The organism is Ilumatobacter sp., from assembly GCF_041688325.1.
Lineage (GTDB): Bacteria > Actinomycetota > Acidimicrobiia > Acidimicrobiales > Ilumatobacteraceae > Ilumatobacter_A.
In genome coordinates this window covers 1-23,684 of the sequence record NZ_JBDNIJ010000060.1, presented here as the reverse complement: position 1 = coordinate 23,684, position 23,684 = coordinate 1, and the positions used below count along the sequence as shown (strand labels likewise).

The following is a 23,684-nucleotide window of genomic DNA, read 5'->3' as shown; positions in this document are numbered from 1 at the left end:
TCACGCTGAGGCGACGACAGGAAGCGTCGGTCGCTTGCTACCACCCGCCGGCTCCACCGTCACACCGACAACAAAGTCTGAGGGATCGATATCGGTGAAGACCCGTTCGACCTCTCCGTCGGCATCCGGCCGGAAGATTCCGATCGAGACAGCGCCAGCCGTATCGATGAGCCACAACTGATACGTCTCGTCATCGGTCAGTACAGGAATGCCCGAGCCAGCGAGGACGAACGTCTGAGCACTCGGTGACCACACGACGTCCAACGTGCCGCCGAGCCCGCCACTCAACGTGCGACGTTGTGCATCGCTTGCCCCGGCAACGGCATCGAACTGGCTCCGGTCAGCATCTCGAGAGAACGCGACGAGGCCGCCGACCAGCAGCATGGCGACGGCAGCAGCGGCTGCGAGCGGCTGCCAGCGACGGCTTCGGGCCGAACCGATCGGGACGGCCGGGGGAGCCGTCGCGAGCGTCGGCGCCACGGGGCCCGCATCGTTTGCCACGGGGCCCGCATCGTTTGCCACGGGGCCCGCATCGTTTGCCACGGGGCCCGCATCCTGGGCAACACCTGTGATGGCATCCATGACGAACTGCTTCACAGCGGCTGGTGGAGCGACCTCGGCAATGCTCTGCAACTGCGCCGCGACGGCGAGATCAGCAGCAAGCTCGGCGGCGAGAGCGCTATCAGCGGCCAGGGCGTCATTGAGTTCAGCGTCGTCCGTTTCGCTCAACTCGCCAAGTGCTGCCAGGACGAGGAGTTCATCGATTCGGGTGTTGATGTCGTCACTCATGAAGCTCTCCAAGCTCTCCACGCAGTCCAAGCTCTCCACGCAGCCGTTTGAGGCCCCCGCGCGCCCGGCCTTTGACCGTGCCGAGCGGGAGCCCGAGCAGTTCAGCGATGGCACCGTGTGCCAATCCGTCGATAAATGCCAGCGTAATCACCTCGCGCTGGTCCTCGGGCAACGTGGCGAGTGCCCGCCGCACTCGTTCGCCATCGAGCGAAGTAACCACGTCGTCTTCGAGAGGGCCCTGCTCGTCGTTGCGTTGGGCCTGCAACGATTCGATTCGGTTGCGTTGCGACTGTTCTCGGCGCACCCGGTCGACGGCCCGGCGCCGGGCGATCGTGACAGTGAACGTGGCTGCCGTCGCCCGGCTTCTGTCGTAGGTGGCTGCGGTTTTCCACAGCTCGACGAAGACTTCTTGCAGCACTTCTTCAGACATTGCAGGATCGCGAAGCACTCGGCGAACTACAGCGAAAACCTTTGGCGCCAGAGCGTCGTACAGCTCGCTAAAAGCGGACTCGTCACCAGCTCCGACACGTTCAAGCAACACGCTTGTATCGATTGAAATGTTCACCGAGGGTTCATGATGCCACGGGTGCGGGGCGGTCGCGACCGGTTCGAACGCATTCGCTCCGTGGATGACAGTTACGAGCATCCGAGGAACTCCAGAAAGGTCAGTGCTTCGATGGACTCAACGGCAAGTGGTTCGGCCGGAGTGGTCCAACCAGTGATGTCGAGCCGGACCGGTCCACCGTCGGCGCGGCGATGTGCTGATCGGCACGTTCCGAGTGTCAACTGGGAGCCCTCGAACTCGAGGGCGTGACGGACCGGGACGGCAAACGATCGGCCGTGGTCATCAGCGACGACCAGTACCTCGGCACTGATGTCCAGGTGGACAGCAGCCAGTAGATCGCGGAACGAAACACCAAAGGTGCCATCGGATCGGAGTGTGGCGAGTTCGACGAGGCTGGAGTAGCGCAGCGAGCCCGGGGCCCCGACGCGGCCCGTCACGGACAGGGAGTACTGAATATCGAGAAATCGAGCGATCGCAGAAGACAGCGTCTCGGGGGACGGAGACTCGGCGAACTGTGCGTACGCACCTGTTGCCCGTGGGTCGGCTGGACTGACAACGGTGGTCCGAACTCCAGTGCGCCGCGACGACCTCATACAAGTGGTTCGTCCGCCACTGACCGTTGGATCACACAACCCTGCGTTGGTCGACGTGTTGCAGACGCGAACGGATGCGTCGAGAACGCGAAAGACAAGGGGCCCTCATCCTCCTCGCCTTTCAATTGTTCAGCGTGGCTCAGGTCACGGGGCCAGGTCGCCGGCTCAGGTCACGGGGTCAGATGACTGGAACTTCGACGTGGCGTCCAAATTCGGCTTCCATCGTGCTCATGACCTCGCCGAGTGTGGCGTACGACTTCACGGCGTCGATGAGCGCGGGCATCAGATTGACCTCAGGGTCCGCGGCGTCAGCGCTGACCCGTGCCAACGATGCGTCGACCGCTGCTTGGTCACGATCTTGACGGACCTGGCTCAGTCGCTTGCGCTGCTTCGTCTCGTCTTCGTTCGAGATTCGGAGCAGGTCGATCTGGGCGTCGTCATTGCCTTCGCGGAACGCGGTGACACCGACGCGGATGTGATCGCCAGCGTTCAGTCGCCGCTCGAGCTCATATGCGGAGTCCGCAATGCGACCCTGGAACCAGTTTTCTTCGATGCCCTGGATGGCTCCTTCAAGCATCGACCCGTTGCCGATGTCATCGAGATACACAAACAGTTCCTCGGCCTGACGTTCCATTTCATCGGTCAGTTCTTCGACGAAGTAACTGCCGCCGAGCGGGTCGGCGACGCTCGCGACGTTGGTCTCGTGAGCAATGACCTGCTGGGTACGGAGCGCGATGCGTGCGGCTTTCTCGGTCGGGAGCGCCATTGCCTCGTCCATCGAGTTGGTGTGCAACGACTGGCTGCCGCCGAGAACGCCCGCCAAGGCTTCGATCGCGGTACGGACAATGTTGACCTCAGGCTGCTGTGCGGTGAGCGACACGCCGGCGGTCTGGGTGTGGAAGCGGAGCTGCATCGAGCGTTCGTTTGCAGCGCCATATCGCTCTTTCATCCAGCGTGCCCAGATGCGGCGGGCTGCCCGATACTTCGCGATTTCTTCGAAGAAATCGATGTGGGCGTTGAAGAAGAAGCTGAGTCGTGGCGCGAATGCGTCGACGTCCAGCCCTGCCTGCATCGCCAACTCGACGTAGGCGAAGCCGTTGGCGAGGGTGAAGGCGAGCTCTTCAGCAGCAGTCGATCCGGCCTCTCGGATGTGGTAACCGGAGATCGAGATGGAATGCCAACGGGGCATTTCGGCGGCGGTGAAGTCGATTGTGTCGCGCACGAGGCGCATCGACTGGCGCGGCGGGAACACGTACTCCTTCTGCGCCTGGTATTCCTTCAAGATGTCGTTCTGGAGGGTGCCGCCGAGCTGGGCTCGGGGGATGCCTGCCTGCTCGGCCTGTGCGATGAACATGGCAAAGATCACAGCCGCCGGCGAGTTGATCGTCATCGACGTGGTGATCTGACCGAGGTCGATCCCGGCGTAGAGGTCGGACATGTCGGCAATCGTGTCGATGGCGACGCCGCAGCGTCCGACCTCGCCGACTGACATTTCGTGATCGGAATCCAGGCCAAGCAGCGTCGGCATGTCGAATGCCGTCGACAGACCGGTGCCACCGGAGTTGATGATCTCCTTGAAACGCCAGTTCGTATCTTCGGCGGTGCCGAACCCAGCAAACATGCGCATGGTCCAGAGCTTCGACCGGTACATCGATGCGTAGGGGCCGCGTGTGTACGGGTACTGACCGGGGAACTCCCCATCGTCTGGGCCGTAGACGGGCTTGAGTGGGATGCCTGACATCGTGGCGTGGGTACCCGGTGTCAGTTTCGAGGCGCTAAAGGCTTCTTCCCACTGTTGCCGATTCGACGGTTCTTGCGATGCGACCATTGTTGCAACGCTAGGCCAGTTGTGGCCCGCTCGCCGAGCCGGGTCGCTCAGCGTGCCCCGGTTTTGCGTGAGCGATAGCGCCGTCGGTTGCCGCTTTCGCTCACACAAAATCTGGGGGCGCGGAGGCTGTCTTGGTTGACAGGGGGCGGGGGCTCGCCTCGCCGACCGATGAGCTGGCAAACTCGGCACGGCATGGCTCTCAACTCAACGCAGCACTCAACGCATCACGCAGCGATCATCGAGGGCGTCGACCGGGTCTGTCGCGACTTCGGCGACGAGTACTGGTCGGCCAAAGACCAGGCGCACGAGTTCCCCTGGGACTTTTACGATGCCATGGCGGCCGGGGGTTGGGTTGGCATCGCGATCCCCGAGCAGTACGGCGGCGGAGGGCAGGGCATTGCTGAGGGCGCGCTCGTCCTCAATCGCGTGGCTGCCTCAGGCGCGGCGATGAACGGTTCGACCGCCATCCACCTCACTATGTTCGGCCTCGCACCTGTGATCAAGTTCGGCAACGAGCAGCTGAAGGACACGTTTCTGCCGCGTGCGGCTGCAGGCGACCTCCACGTTGCGTTTGGTGTGACCGAACCCGATGCAGGGACCGACACCAGCCGGATCTCGACTCGCGCAGTTGAAGACGGGATGGGCGGCTTTGTCATCTCAGGTCGCAAGATCTGGACATCGAAGGCACTCGAATCGGAGGTCTGCCTGCTCCTTGCTCGGACCGATGGTGAGCCGGGTCAAGGCTTCGGCGGATTGTCGCTGTTCCTCGTCGACCTTGACCCGAAGTACTGCGACATCGCACCGATTCCGAAGCTTGGTCGCAACGCCGTGGCATCATGCGAAGTCGCTTATGACGAGCTGCCGGTCGAAGGATGGCGAATGGTCGGCGAGCGCGGGCGCGGCTTCCAGCACATCTTGCATGGGCTCAACGCTGAGCGGATCCTGCTCGCTTCGATGGCGTGTGGCATCGGCGAGGTTGCCCTGCAGCGGGCAATCAGTTATGCCAAAGAACGCGAGGTGTTCGGTCGGCCGATCGGTCAGAACCAGGCGATCTCACATCCGCTTGCCAAGGCGCACATGGAACTGCAAGCGGCGTACACGATGATGGCGGTAGCAGCCGAGCGGTATGACGCCGGCCTCGAGTGCGGTGAGCAGGCGAACACGGCCAAGTATTTGGCGGCTGAGGCATCTTATTTCGCAGCTGACCAGGCGGTTCAGACGCACGGAGGACTTGGCTATGCAGTGGAGTATCAAGTCGAGCGGTACTGGCGCGAAGCGCGGTTGCAGCGGCTCGCGCCGGTCAGCCAGGAGATGACCCTGAACTACATCGCGCAGAACGTGCTCGGCCTGCCCAAGTCGTACTGAATTTCCTCTGATGTTGGCTCGCACCCGCTCGTCGCCGATGCGGAAGTCGAATTTTCAGCAGACGGCGCGGACGTACGGGTACGGGTTGACGGCTCGCCCTCCACCTGGGTGTACTTCGAAGTGCAGATGGGGTGTGCCGGCGTTGCCCGTTTGGCCGTTGTAGCCGATCTGTTGGCCTTGCGAGACCGACCCGCTGCTGCCCACATAGCTACTGAGGTGCGCGTAGTAGTACTTTGTCCCGCTGTTCCCAGCGAGCCAGGCAGCGTTGCCGCCAAGACGGTTGCTGGAGAATCGAACGATTCCTGCTTCGACAGCGATGATCGGCACACCCGGCGCCGCGATCATGTCGACCCCCTGATGGCTCCGACCACCCGAGCGTGGAGCGCCCCACGTGTCGGCGAACCCGTAGTTGCCAGCAATTGGACAGACCATGCCTCTCCCCGCATTGGACGGTGGCGGTGTTGATACCGCACCGCCGCCTGAGCTGCTGGTGGTGGACCCGCCACCGGAGCCGGCGCTTGCCGCCGCGGCCTGCTGCTGGGCGGCAGTAACTTTCGCCGCAGCCGCGTCTTGGCGGGCGCGTTCTGCGCGCTGCCGTTGCAGCTCGTGCTCGATTGCATCGTCGATCACGCGTTGCGATTCGATTTCTTGGAGCTGGACGATCTGGGCCTCGGCCTGCTTCTCCAACTCGGTGAAATTCTGTTGCGCTGCGGTTTGCTGTGCCTTCTGCTGTTCGAGCTTTCTACGAGTTGCGTCGACGTCGACGATGATGGCGGCGAAGTCGTCGAGTTCGACGTTCGCGGTCTCGATCGTCACAGCGGCGAGCACGTCAGCGGTCAGCTGGTTGGTCGCATCGGAAAAATCGCCGAGAAGCAGGAAGCTTGAACCGCCCGACTGGGTGAACCGCCGGATCGCCGACGCCTCGAGTGACGTCTGCATCTGGTTGGCTTCTTTTTCGACCGCTGCAAGCTCGGCTTCGGTTTCGGCGATCTCGATAGTCAGCGTGTCGATTGCCGACTCTGCATCGAACAAGGCCTGGGCTGCGTCATTTGCGCGGTCACGTGCTGCCTGGATCTCGCGCGCTGCTTGTTTGGCCTCTTCGCTGCCATGGTCAGCTCCGACGGTCGACCCGTCACCGACGGTAGCGAGACCGAGTGCCACAGCGATGATTACCGAAGCGACTCGGGGCAGCGTTGGTCGCCCGAGACGAGCGCGGCGACGCGGAAGTCGGTAGCAGGCGGACGGCAACACGGGCACTCACGGTAGTTCGCACGGAGCGCGAGATGGGGGCGGTTCGCGATTCCGTCCCGCTTTTGTTGCGCCGCTGGTCAGAGCCAGTGATTCACGGTTTCAGATACGCGCTCGGCAACACGTTGCAACATGCCTCGTTCGGCCCACTGTGCCGGGTCGAGGAGGATCGTGTTCTCGAGGTCTTCGTCGAGGTGTTCGTCCAGCACCTGCACGACGGCGGGGTCAAAGATGACGATATTCGCTTCGTCGTCGTGACGCAGCGAACGCTGGTTGAAGTTGGCCGATCCGACCGATGCCACGGTGCCGTCAACGGTCATCACCTTGGCATGCATCATCGACACCTCATAGGTGCGAATCACGACACCGGCATCGAGAAGGCGTTGGTACGACGCCTCGCCGGCGATCTGGATGAATCGTTTGTCGGCGTACTTTCCCGGCAGCATGATTTCGACGGAGACGCCGCGATCGACAGCGTTGATGAGCTCTTGCGACAGCTGGACACCGGGGTTGAAGTAGGCCGACGCAATCCTGATGCGGTGTTGCGCACAGGCGATCAAGGTGATCATCAACCGCCAGATGTCGTTCGATCCGTTTTCGGCGGCGGCCTGGACGACGACACAGGTGGAGTCGCCTGCCGGTGTCATGTCGATGAGCGGTTCGGACATGGGGTCAAATCCGCTGTGGTTGTGGTCTGCCCAATTGTCGATGAAGCCGGCCTCGAGGCCGGCGACAGCAGGGCCTCGGACACGAAGATGTGTGTCGCGGTATTCGTTCTCGTTCCGAGCGTTGCCCGACCATTCGTCGGCGATCCCGACACCGCCGATAAAACCGGCGCTGCCGTCGACGACGAGGATCTTGCGATGCGTGCGGTTGTTCGCTCCGTTGAGCTGCGGGATCTTCTCGTCGGTGAACGGCCGGAACCAGCGAAGGTCGCAGCCTGCCCCTTTCATCACCGACACGAGGCCGTCGTCGAGCTTTCGTTCGGCGAGTGCGTCGATCAGGACGCGCACACGGCAGCCACGATTGGCCGCGCCGGCGAGCGCTCGGGCGAACCGGTCGGCAACATGGCCGGTCCAGAAGACAAACGTGACGATGTTGACTGTTCGTTCGGCGTTGTTGATCGCATCGAGCATGGCGGCGAAAATCTCGTCGCCGTTGCGCAGCACCTCGATCGAGTTGCCCTCTGTGGCGTGCAGGCCGAGGAGCGAGTGCACACGGTCGACCCACTCGCGGGTGGTCGCCACTGCATCAGATTCAGGGGTGTCGCCCACTTGCGACACGCCCATCAGACGACAGCGCCCAGCCAGCTACCGATCACCCAGGTGACGGAGCAGGCAACCACGGCCCAGCCGACCTGTCGGCCTGCGGTTCGAAGCATTGAGCGTTCGGTGAACCGGGCCAACACCGCACCGACGGTGGTGGCTGCGATGAGGCCGAGGACGGCCGACGCAATGACCGCTGCGTTGCCCTCGATGAAGAACCAGGGGAAGAGCGGGATCAATGCGCCGATGGCAAACGCGAAGAACGAGCTGATCGCGGCGGCGGTCGGGTTGCCGGTCCCGTCGGGGTCGACGCCCAGTTCTTCACGAGCGTGCACGTCAAGGGCGATGTCAGGGTCTTGGTGGACCTGCTCGGCCATGCGCTTCGCCGTTTCGGCGTCCGCTCCACGCCGCCGATAAATGGCTGCAAGCTCGCGTGTTTCCATCTCGGGCTGCTTGGCGATGGATCGCTTCTCGATTGCGAGTTCGCGTTCGACCAGTTCGGCCTGAGCCTTCATTGACACGTACTCGCCAGCGGCCATCGAAGCCGAGCCTGCGAGTAAGCCGGCAACGCCCGCAACCAGCACGTTCGAGCGGGTCGAGGCGGCGGCGGCCACACCCAAAATCAACGCCACATTGGAGACCAGGCCGTCGCTGACGCCGAACACGGCAGCGCGCACCGTGCCACCAGTGACATCACGATGACGGTGGACCATATAGCCGGGCCCGTGGTCGTGGTCGTGGTCGTGGTCGTGGGAATGGTCGTGGTCGTGGTCGTCGTCGTGGTCGTGGTCAGAAGGATCCGGTGAAGAGTGGTCGGTGACCTGCTCGCTCATAGTTGTCAAGGTACTGCGAAATCCGTCGGTCGTGTCACGCTCCGGTCAGACCAAAATGTGACAGGCAACCAGGCTGGGCTCGTACTGTTCGGGTGATGTGCGAACGCCAGTGGGTCTCGGCCGCTCTTGAGGGCTCTGTCCAGTCGATCAGTTTGGCTGCGGCGTCGGCGTCCGGCGATGAGGTCCTTGCCCGAATCGATGAGCTGACACAGCAGAACCGGGCGACCGACGCCGACGAGTGTGTCCAGCTCAACCCCGCGGCGAACCTGACGAACCCGCGGGCCGAAGCCGCACTGTCAGCAGGGCTTTGCAGCAGACCCTCGCTCGGGTACCCCGGCGACAAGTACGAGATGGGGCTGGAAGGGGTCGAGCAGATTGAAGTGATCGCGGCACAGTTGGCGTGCACTTCGTGAACTGAGCGTCAGTACGGGCGGCAGGCGCGGCCAAACTTGCGGTCGTCAGTCGCGGTTGCGGGTGAGGCGGTCGGAACCGGCATCAATCCCAGGGAGTTGCGCCTCGAACTGGCCGACGTGCTGTGCGGCCAGGCCGGTGACGATTGCCTCGACCTCACGCCAGTTGACAGCTCGCAAGCCTTCGATGTCGCGGTTGTACGGCTGCTCGAAGGTGATGACGGTGTTGCCGGCTGCACGCAATTGTTCGATGTTGTGTGGCGCGTCATCGATGTAAGCATCGGCTTCGACCTGCGGCTTCTTGCCGAGGAAGCAGAGGTCGCGGTACGGGATGCGATGGGTGTCGAGCCAGTTGGCTGTGTCGGCAATCGCCTTGGCATGACCCCAGTGCGTGTAGAGCCGGTGCGTGATGATGCGGATCCAGACGCCGGCGTCACTGAGGCGCCACAGCGCTTCGGCGGCTCCGTCGATGACCCGCATCGTGGCGAACATGTCGTGTTCCATCACCGCGATGCGATGGAAGTGGGCGTACTCGTCGGGTTCAATGCCCCATTCGCCGAAGTCCCACGAACGCTCGAGCGGCATGGTCTCTGGGTCGACGCCGCGGAGTTCGGCCATGATCTCGCGGAACCGGAACGTGTGGTCGGCCACGACCCCGTCGAGGTCGACGCCAAGGATGAACTCTGCTGGACTTGAGGGATCAATTGCCACGGAAAACATCCACTCTTGTCTCGGACTGCGTTGGATCGTTGAGGTCAGGCTTGACGATTCGAGGTGATCCGGCCACGATACGGCGACGTGCCGCACCAGAGATCGTGTCGACGGCAATCGTGCCGAGCACCACGATGATCAACCCGAGCCCGGCAGTGCCGAAATCTTTGAACGACAGCGCCTGGGCGAGTGCCGAGCCGATGCCGCCTGCGCCGACGAGGCCGAGGACGGCTGAAGCTCGGATGTTGACCTCGAATCGATAGAGGAGGAACGACGTGATCTCGGGAGTCACCTGCGGCAGCACACCCCAGCGCAGACGCTGCAGCCGTGAGGCGCCGACGGCGTCAGCGGCTTCGACCGGACCCTTGTTGATGCCCTCAATGATCTCGTAGAACAACTTGCCGAGCGTGCCGACCGAACCCACGCCGATGGCGAGGACCCCTGCCATTGGCTTGAGCCCGAAGATCGGGATGAACGCCAATGCCAAGATGATCTCGGGGATGGCTCGAAGCACGTTGAAGATCTGGCGTGTGACCCAGGCAATCGGTCGGCCGACGAGGTTCTCTGCGGCGAGAAACGACAGCGGCACTGCGAACAGTGCAGCGATGAGGGTGCCGAGCCAGGCAATGGCGATCGACTCCCACATCTTGCCGAGAAGCCCGCCGATCTTGTTGGCCTCCATGCTCGAGAACATGACCGTACAGAGTGTCCACATGTCGCCGGGCGCGTCGATGAGCCGCGACCACTTGGCGTCAATCTTGAGCACGGACCACAGCACCAGCGTCAACGCGAGTGCTGTCGAGACCCACCGGAATGTCGCCACCGGCTTGTTCGGCAATTCGACGCCCGCTGGCTGGTTGGGCGGTGTCGGCATCAGGCCGACGCGCAGCTTGGACCGCAGCTTGGACCGCAGTTTTGACCGCAGTTTTGAACCGGTCATTAGATGAGCCTCCGGCGGAGGGTGACCGAGATGCGTTCGACGATGAAGACCACGAGGAAGAACATGAAGACGAGGCCCCACAGTTCTTCCCACCGGCCGGCGCCCCGGAAGAACTCGATCCGTTGCCCGATGCCGCCGGCACCGACGAGGCCGAGGACGGCCGAAGCGCGCAGGTTCAATTCGAAGTTGTAGAGCACGAACGACGTGTACGACGGCAGGATCTGGGGTACAACTGCTGTTCGCAGCATCTGCGTGAGGCTGGCCCCCGACGCGTTGGCTGCTTCGATCGGGCCCATGTCGATGCCATCGAGCGTGTCCGACGTGAGCTTGGTGGTGACGGCGAGCGAGAAGAAGAAGAGCGCGAGTAGGCCGCTGAGTGCGCCGATGCCCACTGCTGTGACGAAGAGGAGCGCCCACAGCAGATCGGGAATCGACCGGATGACGTTGTTGCAGCTGCGCACCAACATGCGGAGCCAACGATTCGGGTTGCCGAAGGTGGTCGACCAGAGGGCCAGCGGAAGTGCAGAGGTGGCGCCAATGGCGGTACCGATCACCGCGAGCTGCAGCGTCTCGATGAACGCCGTGCGCGAGCGACGTGACCAGATCTGACCCCAGTCAGGGTGGAGAAGGCCTTCGGCGGGTGAGTTCTTGCGGGTGAAGTTGGTGATGATCTCGCTGAGCGAGAACCCGACGCTGCGCGCCGTGACGATCGTGAGTGCAGCAGCGATGAGCGCACCGCCGACGGCGAACGTCGACACCCCGGGTTTTGCTGGAAGCACTGGTGGTGGCGCGTCGTCGAGGGTGGTCATGAGAATGCTGGCGGCTAGAGCGCGCCGTGTTTGGTCATCGTGTCGTCGGCCGTGAGGCTGCGTCCGTAGATGCTCTCGAACACGGTGTCGTCGCATTCGCTGCCGGGGCCATCGAACACGAGGACACCATCACGTAGGCCAATGATGCGGTCGGCGTAGGTGGTGGCGAGGTCGAGGAAGTGCAAGTTGACGATCGTGGTGATGCCGAGTTCGCGGCAGATCTGCTGCAAGTAGCGCATGACGACGTGGCTTGTCGGCGGGTCGAGTGAGGCAACGGGCTCGTCGGCGAGGATGATCGACGGGTCCTGTGCGAGCGCTCGGGCAATGCCGACGCGCTGGCGTTGACCACCGGACAGATCAGAAGCGCGGGTGTAGGTCTTCTCGATGATCTCGACACGTGCGAGCGCACGGGCTGCAATGTCGATGTCGGCCTGGGGGTACTTACCGATCAAGGTGCGCCACGTTGGCACTTCGTGGAGTCGGCCCATCAGGACGTTCTTCAAGACAGTGGTGCGATCGACCAGGTTGAAGCCCTGGAAAATCATGCCGATGTCAGAGCGCAGGTCGCGGAGGCCGGCACGGTTGAGGGCGTGGACGTCGTGACCGTTGACGTTCAGCTCGCCGGAAGTAAGCGGGACGAGGCCGTTGACTGCCCGGATCAGCGTCGACTTGCCGGCGCCGGACAGGCCAACGATGACGACGAACTCCCCGTCAGCAATTTCGAGGTCGAGGTCTTTCATCGCCGAGACCCCGTTGGGGTAGGTGACGCTGGCATTGCTGAAACGAATCATGGATGACGAGACCTGGACGTTGGGGTTACGGACGGGGTGATCATGCCAGAGTTGCGTATGGGGTCTGACCCCATACGCAACTCTGGCGGATCAGCTCACTGGAGGACGTCGCCGAGCTTGATTTCGAGCTCACGGATGACGTCGAAGTCAGCCGAGTCGACCGGCACAAGGCCGTCGATGTTGTAGAGCTCGTCGAGGACTGTGGCGCCCTCTTCGGTGGCTGCGATGTCGGTGAATGCGTCGGTGATGGCCTTCACGAGGGATTCGGGGAGGTCACCGGCAACGGCGAAACCGTCGTTTGGGATCGGGCCGGACCAACCAAACACGACGACCTTCTGGCCAACGTCGGGGCTGGTCTCTTCGATCTGGCCGCGGGCATCGTTGAACGACACACCGACGACGGCGTCACCGTCGTAGACGGCCTGCACCGAGCTGTCGTGACCGCCGGCGAACAAGCCGTCAATGTCATCGATCGGGTCGATGCCTGCGTCGACGAGTTGAAGTGCCGGGATGGCGTAGCCCGAGGTTGAACCTTGGTCGACGAACGACACGGTCTGGCCTGTGAGCAGTGCCAGCTTGTCGGCGCCGATTGGGCCGTCAGCTGCGCTTTCGGCGTCGAGGACGCCGTTGCAGAACAGGAAGCCGTTTTCGTCGGCGACAGGTGTGTCATCGCAGTACGTGTCGGGGTCATTGGTGAACCACTGGGTGACGTACAGCAGTGAACCGAAGCGCTCAGACTGCAGGATCAGCTGGGCGCCGGCCTGCTCTTCGGCCTGCACCATTTGGCGCGGCCCAAGGCCACCAGCAATCTGTGCCTGGCCGGATTCGAGCGCGACGATGACGCCCGAGTAGTCGGTCGGGACGAGTGCTTCGATTTCGATTCCGAGGCGCTCGCTGAGCATGTCGGCGAGCGGCTGAGCGGTCTCGATGAGGCCGCCGGTTTCCTGGCTCGGGGTGAGTGTGAAGACGAGCTTCTGGGGCCAACCTTCACGGTCGACGTCGTCGGCCAGGGCCGCGGTGTCGGCTGGCGCTTCAGCGTCAACTGATGCCTCGGTCGCGACCGGTGCATCAGTCGTGGAGGCGGAGTCATTGTCGCTACCGCACGCTGCGAGTACCAGAGAAGTGGCTGCTGCGAGGGCGACGAATGAACGCTTCGTTGTGGATCGTTTCATGGTCACGTCTTTCCGGTGTTTGGTGTACCGACAGGTTGTCGATGCTTGGCGTTTGCCTCTCTCCCCTGTTTACGATGGGCCGCACGACCTCGCCGCTGCAGGATGCCTTCCGAGGGTACGTCACTGCGGCGCCTGCGTCACGCGGCGATGTGACGCCTCGGTAACGACTGCGTGAAACTCCGGCCAGCTGGTGACGTCAACGGTGCCCGCAATCGGCTTGTTCCAGGGACGGACGAACCGGCACACGACAGCGTTGGGATGGTGTTGAGCCAACTCGGCCAAGACGTGCGGGGCATCATCGAGATAGACGTCGCATTGGACCTCTGCCTTCTGGAAGGTGAGGTGAACTTCGCGGGTGGGGATCGCGTTGTCGGCGAGCCAGTGAAGTGTCTCGTGAACGGCCCAGTCAGGCTTGGTCGACACGATCACGATGCGATGGCCATCACCGCTCAACACATTGAGTGTTTCCAACGCCTCGGGGAGGAGTGCGAGATGGCGAAAGATCGATGGCCGATGTTCGTTGCCCCGAGCCCACTCCCAGAACGCCTTCATGTCGTCGAACCCGCCCAATGTGTGCAGTCCGTTCCATGTCGTGACGAGGTCGGGCGTCAGCGATCCCCCGAACTCGGCGTTGTGTAACGCGGTCCAGCCAGCGTTGAAGTCAGCTACGACGCCGTCGAGGTCTATGCCGAGTCGGAGGGAATGACGTGCCATGACTGCATGTTTGCATCCGACCCGTCAAATCACCATTTCACTCTGTTTCACTCTGTAGAGGGTCCCTCTTTGATGGATCCCCATTTGCTGCAGGGGTTGCCGCGCGCTGGTTTGACATTTGTCACAGCGGGGGGCGATGCTGCAGCTGGCCAATCGATGGGGTGTGATGAAACAACTGACCGGAATGGACGTCAGCTTCTTGCTGATGGAAACAGCGAACACGTACGGGCACGTCAACGGGTTGTCGATCTACGAGCGGCCGTCGCCTGACTTTGATCCGTTCACTGAGGTCCGCAATCGACTCGGGATCATGGTTGGCCATCTCGAACCACTTCGACGCAAGGTCGTCGAAGTGCCGTTCGAACTCGACCGGCCGTACTGGGTCGAAGACGCCGACTTCGACCTCGACTTCCACGTTCGCCACATCGGTCTCGCGCCGCCGGGCGCTGCTGATCAGCTCGCCGAACAGGTCGCACGCATCGTGGGTCGTCGGATGGATCGTTCGCGGCCTCTGTGGGAGGCCTATGTGATTGAAGGTCTTGCCGACGGTCGTTGGGCGCTGTTACAGAAGACTCATCACGCCACGATCGACGGCGCCTCCGGCGTGATCATGTTGAAGATGTTCACCGACGATTCGCGTGACGCGATTTACCCACTCGAACATCGCGAGTGGGTCGGCGAGCAACCGCCGAGCCGCGCCGAGATGCTGCAAGCTGCGGCGAAGAACCTCGCTCTCAATCCGGTCAAGGGCATGCGCCTCTCGCTGAGCGTGTTGCGTGATCTCGCCGATTCGATGGGCGTGACAAGCGTGAGTGGGCTCGCAACCCAAGTTCGCAAGACGCTCGGCTCGATCACGGCAGGGCCATCCGGTGATTCGAGTGCGTCGGTGCGTTTCCCGCTGACGCCGGCACCGCAGACGCCGTGGAACAAGTCGGTCACGCCGCACCGTCGGTTCGCGATGCGGTCTGCTGACCTGTCAAACCTCAAGCGTTTGAAGGACGCCACCGGCGGCACCTTGAACGATGTTGTGATGGCAATCTGCACCGGAGCGCTTCGCGAGTATCTCATCGAGAAAGATCAGCTGCCCGAGGGGCCGTTGCGAGCAATGGTGCCCGTGTCGATCCGAACCGGTCAGGAAGAGGATCCGTGGACGAACCGCGTGTCCGCAATCGTCGCCGATCTGCCGACGTATTGTGACGACCCGATCGAACGCGTTGCGTTGTGTCGTGACGCGATGAACGCAGCAAAGGGCCAGCTCGACCTCGTCCCCGCCGACACGCTCGGCGAGGCAGCCGACTACACATCTCCGGTCGTCGCAGCCTCGGCGATTCGGCTGGTGTCACGACTCAAACTTGCCGATCGCGTGAATTCGCCAATCAACGTCGTGATCTCGAACGTGCCAGGACCCCGCGAGGCGCTGTACTTCGCCGGAGCGAAGCTCGATGCCTACATTCCGGTTTCGACGATCTCCGACGGCGTCGGCCTGAATATCACGGTGCACAGCTACCAAGACCGACTCGACTTCGGTCTGATCTCCGACCGTGAGCTGATCCCCGACCTCTGGCACCTCGTCGACCTCCACATTGACGAGATCGCTCGCCTGTTCGAGGCAACTGGTGCCGAGTGGGCTGTTGAGCCTGGCCCGAAGCTGATGCGTCACGGCGGTGACGGAGTCGACGCTGTTCCGGCGAGCAGCGGAGTCGTCAAGGAGATGATCGCTGATCGCGCCGCTACGGAAATGCAGCCGCGCAAGCGAACCGCTGCCAAGAAGGCACCCGTCAAGAAGAAGACTGCTGCAAAGAAGTCGACGCCGAAGAAGAAGGCGCCTGCAAAAAAGCCTGCGGGGAAGAAAAAGTAATTCAACGGCCATCGTCGCAGCACGACGTCACACCGAGGTCATATCGTCGGTGCGACGTCGGCGGTCAGTTCGAGATCGGAGGGATAGCAGCCTCCCAGTCGGCGAGGAGTTGCATGATTTCAAGTGAATCGTCAAGCCGCGGGCTCGGGCGGGCTGCTTCGGTGTCGCCCGCTGTGAGATGGCGTTCGACCATCTGCACCTGGTGAAAGAACGCATCGTGATCGTCGTTGACCACGATCACCTCGGCGTCGCCATCGAAGGGCTGCCACGTGAGTTGGTTGCGGCCAGCGACAGGTAACCAGGGGTTGGTATCGAAAGTCAGGCTGCCGTTGCTGCCGGTGATCGTGAACGCGTGCGCCATGCCGTAGTCGTCGGTCGATTGGAGGCTGGCGAGAACACCGTTGTCGAAGCGGATCGAGATCGCCGTGTCGGAAACATTGCCGTCGTTGTTCCGCGTTCCAAACGCGGCGTGCGAACGTTCGCCGAAGGCATTCGGTCCGCACATCGTTTGGACGACGAGGTGGAGGAGCGACGTCGGATAGCAGCCAATGTTGTACAACGTGCCGCCGCCCGCAGCGTTGACCACATGCCGAATGTTCGCCGCATACCGGCCGCTGACCGAACGCAGTTTTCCGAGCCGGCCGTCGCTGAGAACTTCGACAACTGTCTGGTACAGCGGATGCGCGAGGTACATCAATCCCTCGACAAAGAAGGCGTTGGTGCCTCGAACGCCGTCGACGAGTTCGTGAGCGGTTGCCATCGACCGCGTCAGCGACTTCTCAGACAGCACCGCCTTGCCGGAGCGTGCGGCAGTGATGGCGAGTTCGTGATGCGCATGGTTCGGCGTACCGATGTACACCGCGTCGATGCGCGGATCACTGACTGCTGCCTCGAGGCTGAGGGCGCGATCAATACCGTGCTGGGCTCGAAACGCTTCGGTTCGTTCGGGCGAGCGACCTGCCACGACATCGAGCCGGGAGCCGGGGCTCTGTTCGATTGCCGCGACCATCGTGTTCGTGATGAATCCGGTCCCGAGGGCAGCCCAGCGCAGCATCGGACAGACACTACTGAGCCGTCTTGTCACACTTTGGTCTGACCTCGGCGTGACCTCGGCGTGACAGCGAGCTACTCTGTTTTCCAGTCGGGTCGCGGCGTCCAGACCTGGCCGGTGGGATCGGTGCGTAGCTCGACGACGCGCAGATCGCCGGTGAACTCGTACGGGCCTTGGTAGTGCGCGTAGGCGACAGGCGTACCCCAACTCTTGCCGATCGCGAAGCCTTCTTGCACCATCGAGTAACCCATCGGGGTGATTCGCATCCGGTCATTCGTTGCGACCACAGCGCCGTCGACCGACATGACTGCGCGCCCCCAACCCTGCTCGATGGGTTCGTAGTCGACGCGGACCTCGATCGGCTGCCCGGTCGGGAGCGGCTCCGCGCTGACGAGCTCAGACATTTCGATCTTCAAGACGTTGTGGACGTAATGCGCTCGACCGTTCTGGACGAAAAACGACCAGCCGGCCAGCTCGCCGCCCTGGCAGACGATCACGCCCTCGTCGCCGTCGGAAAACGTGAGGTGGGCGGTGAGCGAGTGCGGGCAGTTCAAGATGAGGGGGAGTGACGGGTTGGGGATCGGCGTACTGCCCGGGAAGTAGCGATACACCTCCCGGTCCTCCGACGCGGTTGGCCGAAGCGGGTCGATAAATCGTTCGCGGCCGCGGTCGTCGAGGGGCAGGACGTTGTGCGCACGCGCCTCGTCCCACCAGAGTGCGACCAGCTTGGCAAGCTTGTCCGGGTACTCGCCAGCAAGGTCGTGGGCCTGGCTGTAATCGACATCCTGGTGGTACAACTCCCACGGGTCATCGCCCCAGTCGGTCCCGGGCTGATGCCAGGTGACCGCAGTCCAGCCGTCGTGCCAGATGGCGCGGCTGCCCAACATCTCGTAGTACTGCGTCGTCTTGACGTTCGGTGTGTCACCGTTGCTGATCGTGGGGGCGAAGCTGTGCCCTTCGAGTGGCTGTTGATCGACACCGTTGACTCGTGTCGGAACCGGCAGCCCAGCTATTTCGAGCAACGTTGGGTAGAGGTCGGTGATGTGGTGGTACTGGGTGCGAATCGCGCCCTGGTCGGAGTCGGGGATTTTGGCCGGCCAGTGCACGATCATTGGGTCGGTGTTGCCGCCGCGATGTGTGTCACGCTTCCACCTTTGGAACGGCGCATTGCCCGCCTGACTCCATCCAATCGGGTAATGCGGGTCGGTGTGCCGGCTGCCCATGTGCGCGATGTCGTCGAGCATCTCGTCGACCTCCATAAACATCATGTTTCGGAACCGCTCGGTGTTGGTCGTGCCGTGTTTGCCGCCTTCGGCCGATGCTCCGTTGTCTGACAGGAAGATCACGACGGTGTCGTCAGTGACATCCAATTCGTGCAGCGCGTCCATCAGCCGACCGATCTGCGCATCGGTGTGATCGACGAAGCCGCAGAACGTTTCTTGCAGCCGGGCATAAAGGCGCTGCGCGTCGGCGTCGAGTGTGTCCCATGCCGGCACTGCGCTGCTGCGTGGCGGGAGGTCGGTCCCCTCGGGGATGATGCCCATCTCCAGCTGGCGCTCGTATGTGGCCTGGCGATGGACGTCCCACCCATCGTCGAAACGGCCGGCGTAGTGGTCGATGAATTCGGGTGGAGCGTGGAAGGGGCAGTGCGGCGCGCCGAAGGGGAGATACAGGAAGAACGGACGACCGGACGACACCTGCTGCTGGTCACGCAGCATGCGAATCGAAGCATCGACGATGTCTTCGCTGACGTGGTAATCGTTCGTCGATCCGTCGGGGTTCTTCCTCCCGGATGTCGGCGTTTCGACGCGATGGTTGTCGACGGTCAGCATCGGATGCCACTGGTCGACTTCGCCGGGTAGGAAGCCGTGGAAACGTTCGAAACCCAGCCCGAGTGGCCAGCGGTCGAACGGGCCTGCTGCGGTTTGCTCTGAGGTCGGCGTCAGGTGCCATTTGCCAGCGCAATAGGTGGAGTAGCCGGTTTGCTTCAACACTTCGGCAATCGACGCAGCACTCTTCGGGAGGAACGCATTGGCGCCGGGGAAGCCGCTCGCCATTTCGGCAATGGTGGCGAAGCCGACCGAGTGATGGTTGCGGCCAGTGAGCAGCGCAGCGCGGCTCGGCGAGCACAACGCAGTCGTGTGGAAGTTCGTGTACCGCAACCCCTGAGCGGCAAGTGCCGACAGGTGGGGCGCCTCGATCGGGCCGCCGAAGCACGACAGTTGTCCGAAGCCGAGGTCGTCCACCATGATGACAATGATGTTCGGAGCGCCAGCAGGGGGTCGGAGCGGGGGCGGCCACTCGGGAGTCGACTCGGCATACGTGTCGTTGACGACGCCGCGGAACGGAGTCGGCTCAGGTGGGAGCTGGTCCATTGGCGGATTCGAAATTGCGTCCATTGCCCCAGCGTGCCAGACCTACGTCCCCTGACCGAACGTGTACTACGTTGAGTTGACCGCTCAATCCTTGCGGACGACTGGGGAGTCGATGGCAACGAAAACAAACATCAGTGCACCGCCGGCATGGATGCTGGCACTCGAATACCGCGCATTCAGCGAGCGCGTTGCGATGAGCGTGGCGCTCCCACTGCTGCGGCGGATGCCGAAGGGCGACGGCCACCACGTGATCGTCCTTCCCGGGTTCACTGCTGGCGACGGATCCACGAGGCCGCTTCGCCACCTGCTGCGCGACCTCGGGTACCACTCCCATGGGTGGCGTCTTGGCAACAACCTCGGGCCAACGCCGGAGATCCTCGAAGGTCTCGGTGCGCTGCTCGAACGTGTGCATGCGCAGGCTGAAGCACCGGTGTCGATCGTCGGTTGGAGCCTCGGGGGCATCTTTGCTCGCGAGCTGGCGCGTGCCGCTCCCGACAAGATCCGTCAAGTGATCACCCTCGGCAGCCCGATCCAGATGGTCGCCGAAGACGGTTCTTCGGCGCAGATGATCTGGAAGCGTCTCCAGCGGCTGCATTCGCCGGATTTCGCCACGTCGCGCAGTGTTCGCGCTGGCTACCTCCCGCATCTCGAGGTGCCGTCGACCTCGATCTACTCGAAGACCGACGGCGTGGTGCACTGGCAAACAGCACTCACGCGACGCACTGAACGCGCCGAGAACATCCGTGTCTACGGAAGTCACTGCGGCCTCGGGTTCAACAATTCGGCGCTGTTCGCCGTCGCCGATCGGCTTGCTCAGGCCGAGGGCGAATGGAGTCATTTCCGGGCGCCGCTCTGGATGCGCGGGGCATACCCGAACTCCGACGATCTCGACGTCGATCGTCTGCCCGGCGACGCCACCTCGGTCGCCTGAGCGCGATCGCTCGACTCGCCTTTGGCTCGGAGGTGCCGAGCGCCGCGGGTCCAACTACTACGTTCGGCACATGGCACGTATCGAACCGCTCGCGAGCACTGACCTGGCTGAGCACGAGGAGGGGTTGGCCCTCGTTGAGCAGATGATGGGGTTCGTGCCGAACTCGATGCCGACGATGGCACGGGTGCCCGGCCTGCTCGCGGCGTTCCAAGGGCTCGGCGCGGCAGTGCTGGGCAACGGGCTGATCCCCGTCCCCCTTGCCCAGATGGTCGCGCACGTCGCCAGCACGGCGGCAGGTTGCCAGTATTGCCAAGCCCACACCGGCCACACCGCCGAACGGATGGGCGTGCCAGCCGAGAAGCTCGCTGTCATCTGGGAGTACGAAACGAACGATCTCTTTGACGATGCCGAGCGGGCCGCGCTTCGGATCGCGCAGGCAGGCGGCAGCGTTCCGAACAGTGCAACCGACGAGATGTTCAACGACGCGCGAGCGTTCTACACCGATGATCAGCTCGCAGCGATCGTCGCAGTGATGTCGATGTTCGGCTACCTCAACCGGTGGAACGACACGCTCGCCACGACGCTCGAATCGAGCCCCGCTGCCTTCGGAGAAAAGGTCCTCGCCGATCGCGGCTGGACCCCCGGTAACCATCGCTCACTGACGCACTGACTGTCACGCTCCGGTCAGACCAAAGTGACGCTCCGGTCAGACCAAAGTGTGACAAGACTGTCACGCTCCGGTCAGACCAAAGTGTGACGACGAAACTGTGACGCCGCTGGAACGCTGGCAATCATGTGGGGCTGAGCGACGCGCGAGGCTGTCGTGATGATCACAGTGTTTTCGGCGGCGTCGGTCGTCACGGTCGATGATGAGATGTCGACGGCGCAGGCGGTGGCGGTGCAAGACGGGCTGATCGTTGCCGTCGGATCGCTTCACGACGTGATTGCTGACCTCGGCGATCGAGTGCACACGGTCGACACGACGTTTGCCGAGAGCGTGATGCTTCCGGGCCTGATCGATCAGCATCTGCACCCAATCCTCGGCGCCACGACGCTGGCAACTGAAGTCATCGCAACCGAAGACTGGGTGTTACCCGACCGCAGCTATCCCGCGGCGCATTCGAACGAGGAGTACATCGCGAAGTTGTCCGGGGCTGGCGAGCGGATGCGCGTGGATGGTGCCGCCGACGACGAGTGGCTGTTCTCGTGGGGCTACCACCAGCTCTGGCACGGTGAGCTCAACCGCCACGTGCTCGACTTGGTGAGCGCGACCCGCCCGATCGGCGTCTGGCAGCGCTCCTGTCACGAGTTCTACCTCAACACGGCCGGGGCCTCCAGGCGCTCGGTGTCTTCGACGATGGCTGGGGTGCGGGCGTCGACCCGGAGGTCTTGGCGACTGCCGACATCGAGTCCGGTCACTTCTGGGAACGCGGTTTCTTCAACCTGCTGTTCCGTCTCCTGGCTCCGATGTTGTTCAGCCCCGAACGCCTCGAACGCGGGCTACGTCAGATGGTCCGGTACCTCCATCAGAACGGCGTCACGGCGTTCAACGAGCCCGGCGCGATTCTGGTGCCTGGTGCGTGGGAGATGTATCAGCAGATCCTCGGCGACGACGACACGCCGTTCTTCAGCTACTTCCTCACCGACGGACGTGGCCCGGCCGAGCAGCTCATGCCGCACGACGAGACGCTGGCCCGCGCTGAGAAGCAGTTCCAGATGGCACCCGACGGCGCACCTGGCACCGGCAAGCTGGCCTTCTACCCGAAGCAGGTCAAGCTGTTCGCCGACGGCGCGATCATCAGCCAACTGATGCAGATGAAGGACCCATACCTCGACCGTGAGGGCAATCCGAATCCGCATCATCACGGCGAGTGGATCCTGACGCCCGAGATGTTCGAGGAGCGCACCAAGCTGTACTGGGAGGCTGGCTTCCAGATTCACATCCACGTGAACGGCGACCTTGGCTTGGAAGTCGTGCTCGACACGATTGAGCGCCGGATGCGAGAGCACCCGCGCATCGATCACCGCACGGTGATCGTGCACTTCGCGAACTCGACGGAAGCGCAGATCGATCGGATCGACAAGCTCCGATGTGTGGTGAGCTCGAATCCGTACTACCCGGTCGGTTTCGCTGACAAGTTCGGCGAGGTCGGCAAGATCGCCAACTTCACGATCGTCGACCAGAACCCGCTCACCGTTGCGCCACTCGACCTCGATGGCATCGCCGTCATCGGCACCGTCTTCCAAGGCCGATGGTTCCCCGTCCCGGCAGGCGTCGCCGGACGCGCCTCGCTCGCCACGACTCGCGGCCCCGGCGCACTCGCCTCGATCACTGATCCCGGGGGCGCCGGTTGCATCTGCGATGTCGCCCGCGAGATCATGCGCGCCATCGCCGACAACGCAGCCTGATCGGCCTCCGCGGCGCCAGGCTTGCCTTCCATATTCCACGACTTCGCGAAGCAAGACCGTCGTTCTCATCACATATGGCGTCGACGCGGTGTTGTCGTCAATCGGACAGGTCCGGTGTTGATGGATGACAAGGGCTGCCGATCTGCTGCGTTCGAGGCCGAACTCAACGACGCCGGCATCACACTGATCCGACCGAAGGCGCGCTCAGAGAAGACGGAACGACTGCACACCCGATTCCTGAAACCATTCCGCCAGGTCATCGAATCGGTCAACCAGACCTTGAAGGCCCAGCTCGACTTGGAACGCCACGGTGGCCGAAAACCCGAAGGCGTCTGCGCCCGCATTTTGTATCGACTCCTCGCGTTCACGGCCGCGATCTGGCGCAACGAAACCAGCGGCGTGAAGAGCCCGTAGCTGAATGTGTGCACCATGAAACACGTGATGCCATCATCACCAGTAGTGGCACCGTTGATGCTGGCGGTCCCGGCAACGCAAGTATCTGGCCGGCGGCAACAACCGACCCAACCACTGCTGCCGAAGCAACCAAACACAACACGCCGGACGCGCCAAACAGGCGCCGAACAGTTGACGAAGACAGAGACCCCCGACGGTATGTGGAAGCAGACAAATCTGACTTCAGACCAGAACGCAACAGCCGTATTGGCCAGAGGGTGCCTGAACATCCAACGGCAAGCGCACGCCGTCCGCTCGGCCCGTTGCTACCTGCACCCAAAGGACGGTCTCAGCGACCGGCCAACCTTCCTCCACGGGGCAGCCCCGCAAGAGCCGCAGAGTCTCACCATCTCGAGTTGGGCGCGGCGCCGCAATCGCGCTCGTGCGACAGTTGGACAGCCTCGGCGTCACGAGCACGGCGACTGCCGATACCTCGCCGACTTCCGGAGTATGGACTCGCTTCGGCGAGGGGGTGAGCGACCCCAGATACTCCAAGATTTCTTCAAAATTTTTGTGCCTTCACACGCACCGCAGAGCCACCTCAATGCTGGCCTGAGCGTGACGCGTTGGGCCG

The 23,684-nt window shown here is 62.9% G+C and carries 23 protein-coding genes; 7 read left to right on the top strand and 16 right to left on the bottom strand.

The window, feature by feature from the left end:
- The 4 genes from ACH2EI_RS04640 to ACH2EI_RS04625 all read right to left on the bottom strand — a co-directional run bounded on the left by ACH2EI_RS04640 (position 1) and on the right by ACH2EI_RS04625 (position 3,775).
- Positions 1-789, bottom strand: coding sequence for an anti-sigma factor (locus ACH2EI_RS04640; protein ID WP_395159260.1), 789 nt, complete (start codon positions 787-789; stop codon positions 1-3).
- A complete protein-coding gene (locus ACH2EI_RS04635) occupies positions 782-1,354 on the bottom strand; it encodes a sigma-70 family RNA polymerase sigma factor (RefSeq protein ID WP_395153221.1) in 573 nt (190 codons plus the stop codon). The genes ACH2EI_RS04640 and ACH2EI_RS04635 overlap by 8 nt, the downstream gene beginning before the upstream one ends.
- A 71-nt stretch (positions 1,355-1,425) precedes the next feature.
- On the bottom strand, positions 1,426-1,791 hold the full coding sequence (locus ACH2EI_RS04630) for a hypothetical protein (RefSeq protein ID WP_395153220.1): 366 nt from the start codon (positions 1,789-1,791) through the stop codon (positions 1,426-1,428).
- 334 nt (positions 1,792-2,125) lie between these two features.
- Positions 2,126-3,775: a methylmalonyl-CoA mutase gene (locus tag ACH2EI_RS04625; RefSeq protein ID WP_395153219.1), complete on the bottom strand. Its 1,650-nt coding sequence runs from the start codon at positions 3,773-3,775 to the stop codon at positions 2,126-2,128.
- A 192-nt stretch (positions 3,776-3,967) separates the two neighbouring features.
- Here ACH2EI_RS04625 and ACH2EI_RS04620 point away from each other — a divergent pair, with 192 nt between their 5' ends.
- Positions 3,968-5,140, top strand: coding sequence for an acyl-CoA dehydrogenase family protein (locus ACH2EI_RS04620; RefSeq protein ID WP_395153218.1), 1,173 nt, complete (start codon positions 3,968-3,970; stop codon positions 5,138-5,140).
- Between the two features lie 54 nt (positions 5,141-5,194).
- On the opposite strand, the gene ACH2EI_RS04615 is transcribed toward ACH2EI_RS04620, so the two are convergent.
- The 3 genes from ACH2EI_RS04615 to ACH2EI_RS04605 form a co-directional block, all read right to left on the bottom strand.
- Positions 5,195-6,391 (bottom strand): peptidoglycan DD-metalloendopeptidase family protein, encoded by a 1,197-nt coding sequence (locus ACH2EI_RS04615; protein WP_395153217.1) that lies wholly within the window; start codon positions 6,389-6,391, stop codon positions 5,195-5,197.
- Positions 6,392-6,468: 77 nt separating this feature from the next.
- On the bottom strand, positions 6,469-7,677 hold the full coding sequence (locus ACH2EI_RS04610) for a phosphatidylserine/phosphatidylglycerophosphate/cardiolipin synthase family protein (RefSeq protein WP_395159258.1): 1,209 nt from the start codon (positions 7,675-7,677) through the stop codon (positions 6,469-6,471).
- Positions 7,677-8,486 (bottom strand): VIT1/CCC1 transporter family protein, encoded by an 810-nt coding sequence (locus ACH2EI_RS04605; protein WP_395153215.1) that lies wholly within the window; start codon positions 8,484-8,486, stop codon positions 7,677-7,679. The genes ACH2EI_RS04610 and ACH2EI_RS04605 overlap by 1 nt, the downstream gene beginning before the upstream one ends.
- 95 nt (positions 8,487-8,581) lie before the next feature.
- Between ACH2EI_RS04605 and ACH2EI_RS04600 the strand changes: the two genes are divergently transcribed.
- Positions 8,582-8,899, top strand: coding sequence for a hypothetical protein (locus tag ACH2EI_RS04600; RefSeq protein ID WP_395153214.1), 318 nt, complete (start codon positions 8,582-8,584; stop codon positions 8,897-8,899).
- A gap of 45 nt (positions 8,900-8,944) precedes the next feature.
- Here ACH2EI_RS04600 and ACH2EI_RS04595 read toward each other — a convergent pair whose 3' ends face one another.
- The 6 genes from ACH2EI_RS04595 to ACH2EI_RS04570 form a co-directional block, all read right to left on the bottom strand.
- Positions 8,945-9,607 carry a hypothetical protein gene (locus ACH2EI_RS04595; protein ID WP_395153213.1) on the bottom strand — a complete coding sequence of 221 codons (663 nt, stop codon included), beginning with the start codon at positions 9,605-9,607 and terminating at the stop codon, positions 8,945-8,947.
- Entirely contained in the window at positions 9,597-10,547 is a 951-nt protein-coding gene (phnE, locus tag ACH2EI_RS04590; protein ID WP_395159256.1) for a phosphonate ABC transporter, permease protein PhnE, read from the bottom strand. Before phnE (ACH2EI_RS04590) ends, ACH2EI_RS04595 begins: the two co-directional genes overlap by 11 nt.
- Complete coding sequence (gene phnE / locus ACH2EI_RS04585; protein WP_395153211.1) at positions 10,547-11,356, bottom strand: phosphonate ABC transporter, permease protein PhnE; 810 nt, start codon at positions 11,354-11,356, stop codon at positions 10,547-10,549. Before phnE (ACH2EI_RS04585) ends, phnE (ACH2EI_RS04590) begins: the two co-directional genes overlap by 1 nt.
- A gap of 14 nt (positions 11,357-11,370) precedes the next feature.
- Positions 11,371-12,147, bottom strand: coding sequence for a phosphonate ABC transporter ATP-binding protein (phnC, locus tag ACH2EI_RS04580; protein WP_395153210.1), 777 nt, complete (start codon positions 12,145-12,147; stop codon positions 11,371-11,373).
- A 95-nt stretch (positions 12,148-12,242) separates the two neighbouring features.
- Positions 12,243-13,319, bottom strand: a complete 1,077-nt coding sequence (phnD, locus tag ACH2EI_RS04575; RefSeq protein WP_395153209.1) for a phosphate/phosphite/phosphonate ABC transporter substrate-binding protein — start codon at positions 13,317-13,319, stop codon at positions 12,243-12,245.
- A gap of 120 nt (positions 13,320-13,439) precedes the next feature.
- Complete coding sequence (locus ACH2EI_RS04570) at positions 13,440-14,033, bottom strand: hypothetical protein (RefSeq protein ID WP_395153208.1); 594 nt, start codon at positions 14,031-14,033, stop codon at positions 13,440-13,442.
- A 166-nt stretch (positions 14,034-14,199) separates the two neighbouring features.
- Between ACH2EI_RS04570 and ACH2EI_RS04565 the strand changes: the two genes are divergently transcribed.
- Entirely contained in the window at positions 14,200-15,891 is a 1,692-nt protein-coding gene (locus ACH2EI_RS04565; protein ID WP_395153207.1) for a wax ester/triacylglycerol synthase family O-acyltransferase, read from the top strand.
- A 64-nt stretch (positions 15,892-15,955) separates the two neighbouring features.
- On the opposite strand, the gene ACH2EI_RS04560 is transcribed toward ACH2EI_RS04565, so the two are convergent.
- Positions 15,956-16,945 carry a Gfo/Idh/MocA family protein gene (locus ACH2EI_RS04560; RefSeq protein ID WP_395153206.1) on the bottom strand — a complete coding sequence of 330 codons (990 nt, stop codon included), beginning with the start codon at positions 16,943-16,945 and terminating at the stop codon, positions 15,956-15,958.
- Between the two features lie 71 nt (positions 16,946-17,016).
- The gene (locus tag ACH2EI_RS04555; RefSeq protein WP_395153205.1) at positions 17,017-19,341 is read right to left on the bottom strand and encodes an arylsulfatase; all 2,325 of its coding nucleotides are present in this window, start codon (positions 19,339-19,341) and stop codon (positions 17,017-17,019) included.
- Positions 19,342-19,429: 88 nt separating this feature from the next.
- Between ACH2EI_RS04555 and ACH2EI_RS04550 the strand changes: the two genes are divergently transcribed.
- A complete protein-coding gene (locus tag ACH2EI_RS04550) occupies positions 19,430-20,248 on the top strand; it encodes an alpha/beta hydrolase (RefSeq protein WP_395153204.1) in 819 nt (272 codons plus the stop codon).
- 70 nt (positions 20,249-20,318) lie between these two features.
- The gene (locus tag ACH2EI_RS04545) at positions 20,319-20,918 is read left to right on the top strand and encodes a carboxymuconolactone decarboxylase family protein (RefSeq protein ID WP_395153203.1); all 600 of its coding nucleotides are present in this window, start codon (positions 20,319-20,321) and stop codon (positions 20,916-20,918) included.
- 420 nt (positions 20,919-21,338) lie between these two features.
- Here ACH2EI_RS04545 and ACH2EI_RS04540 read toward each other — a convergent pair whose 3' ends face one another.
- Entirely contained in the window at positions 21,339-21,554 is a 216-nt protein-coding gene (locus ACH2EI_RS04540; protein WP_395153202.1) for a hypothetical protein, read from the bottom strand.
- 83 nt (positions 21,555-21,637) lie between these two features.
- On the opposite strand from ACH2EI_RS04540, the gene ACH2EI_RS04535 reads away from it, so the two are divergent.
- On the top strand, positions 21,638-22,657 hold the full coding sequence (locus ACH2EI_RS04535) for an amidohydrolase family protein (protein WP_395153201.1): 1,020 nt from the start codon (positions 21,638-21,640) through the stop codon (positions 22,655-22,657).
- Between the two features lie 120 nt (positions 22,658-22,777).
- A complete protein-coding gene (locus ACH2EI_RS04530; protein WP_395153200.1) occupies positions 22,778-23,071 on the top strand; it encodes a hypothetical protein in 294 nt (97 codons plus the stop codon).
- Positions 23,072-23,684: the final 613 nt, after the last annotated feature.

Bases quoted from the DNA above. Each gene is read 5' to 3' on its own strand.
- ACH2EI_RS04640 (WP_395159260.1), bottom strand. From the start codon at position 789: ATGAGTGACGACATCAACACCCGAATCGATGAACTCCTCGTCCTGGCA.
- ACH2EI_RS04625 (WP_395153219.1), bottom strand. From the start codon at position 3,775: ATGGTCGCATCGCAAGAACCGTCGAATCGGCAACAGTGGGAAGAAGCC.
- ACH2EI_RS04620 (WP_395153218.1), top strand. From the start codon at position 3,968: ATGGCTCTCAACTCAACGCAGCACTCAACGCATCACGCAGCGATCATC.
- ACH2EI_RS04610 (WP_395159258.1), bottom strand. From the start codon at position 7,677: ATGGGCGTGTCGCAAGTGGGCGACACCCCTGAATCTGATGCAGTGGCG.
- ACH2EI_RS04605 (WP_395153215.1), bottom strand. From the start codon at position 8,486: ATGAGCGAGCAGGTCACCGACCACTCTTCACCGGATCCTTCTGACCAC.
- ACH2EI_RS04600 (WP_395153214.1), top strand. From the start codon at position 8,582: ATGTGCGAACGCCAGTGGGTCTCGGCCGCTCTTGAGGGCTCTGTCCAG.
- phnE (WP_395159256.1), bottom strand. From the start codon at position 10,547: ATGACCGGTTCAAAACTGCGGTCAAAACTGCGGTCCAAGCTGCGGTCC.
- phnE (WP_395153211.1), bottom strand. From the start codon at position 11,356: ATGACCACCCTCGACGACGCGCCACCACCAGTGCTTCCAGCAAAACCC.
- phnC (WP_395153210.1), bottom strand. From the start codon at position 12,147: ATGATTCGTTTCAGCAATGCCAGCGTCACCTACCCCAACGGGGTCTCG.
- phnD (WP_395153209.1), bottom strand. From the start codon at position 13,319: ATGAAACGATCCACAACGAAGCGTTCATTCGTCGCCCTCGCAGCAGCC.
- ACH2EI_RS04570 (WP_395153208.1), bottom strand. From the start codon at position 14,033: ATGGCACGTCATTCCCTCCGACTCGGCATAGACCTCGACGGCGTCGTA.
- ACH2EI_RS04565 (WP_395153207.1), top strand. From the start codon at position 14,200: ATGAAACAACTGACCGGAATGGACGTCAGCTTCTTGCTGATGGAAACA.
- ACH2EI_RS04560 (WP_395153206.1), bottom strand. From the start codon at position 16,945: ATGCTGCGCTGGGCTGCCCTCGGGACCGGATTCATCACGAACACGATG.
- ACH2EI_RS04555 (WP_395153205.1), bottom strand. From the start codon at position 19,341: ATGGACGCAATTTCGAATCCGCCAATGGACCAGCTCCCACCTGAGCCG.
- ACH2EI_RS04550 (WP_395153204.1), top strand. From the start codon at position 19,430: ATGGCAACGAAAACAAACATCAGTGCACCGCCGGCATGGATGCTGGCA.
- ACH2EI_RS04545 (WP_395153203.1), top strand. From the start codon at position 20,319: ATGGCACGTATCGAACCGCTCGCGAGCACTGACCTGGCTGAGCACGAG.
- ACH2EI_RS04530 (WP_395153200.1), top strand. From the start codon at position 22,778: ATGGATGACAAGGGCTGCCGATCTGCTGCGTTCGAGGCCGAACTCAAC.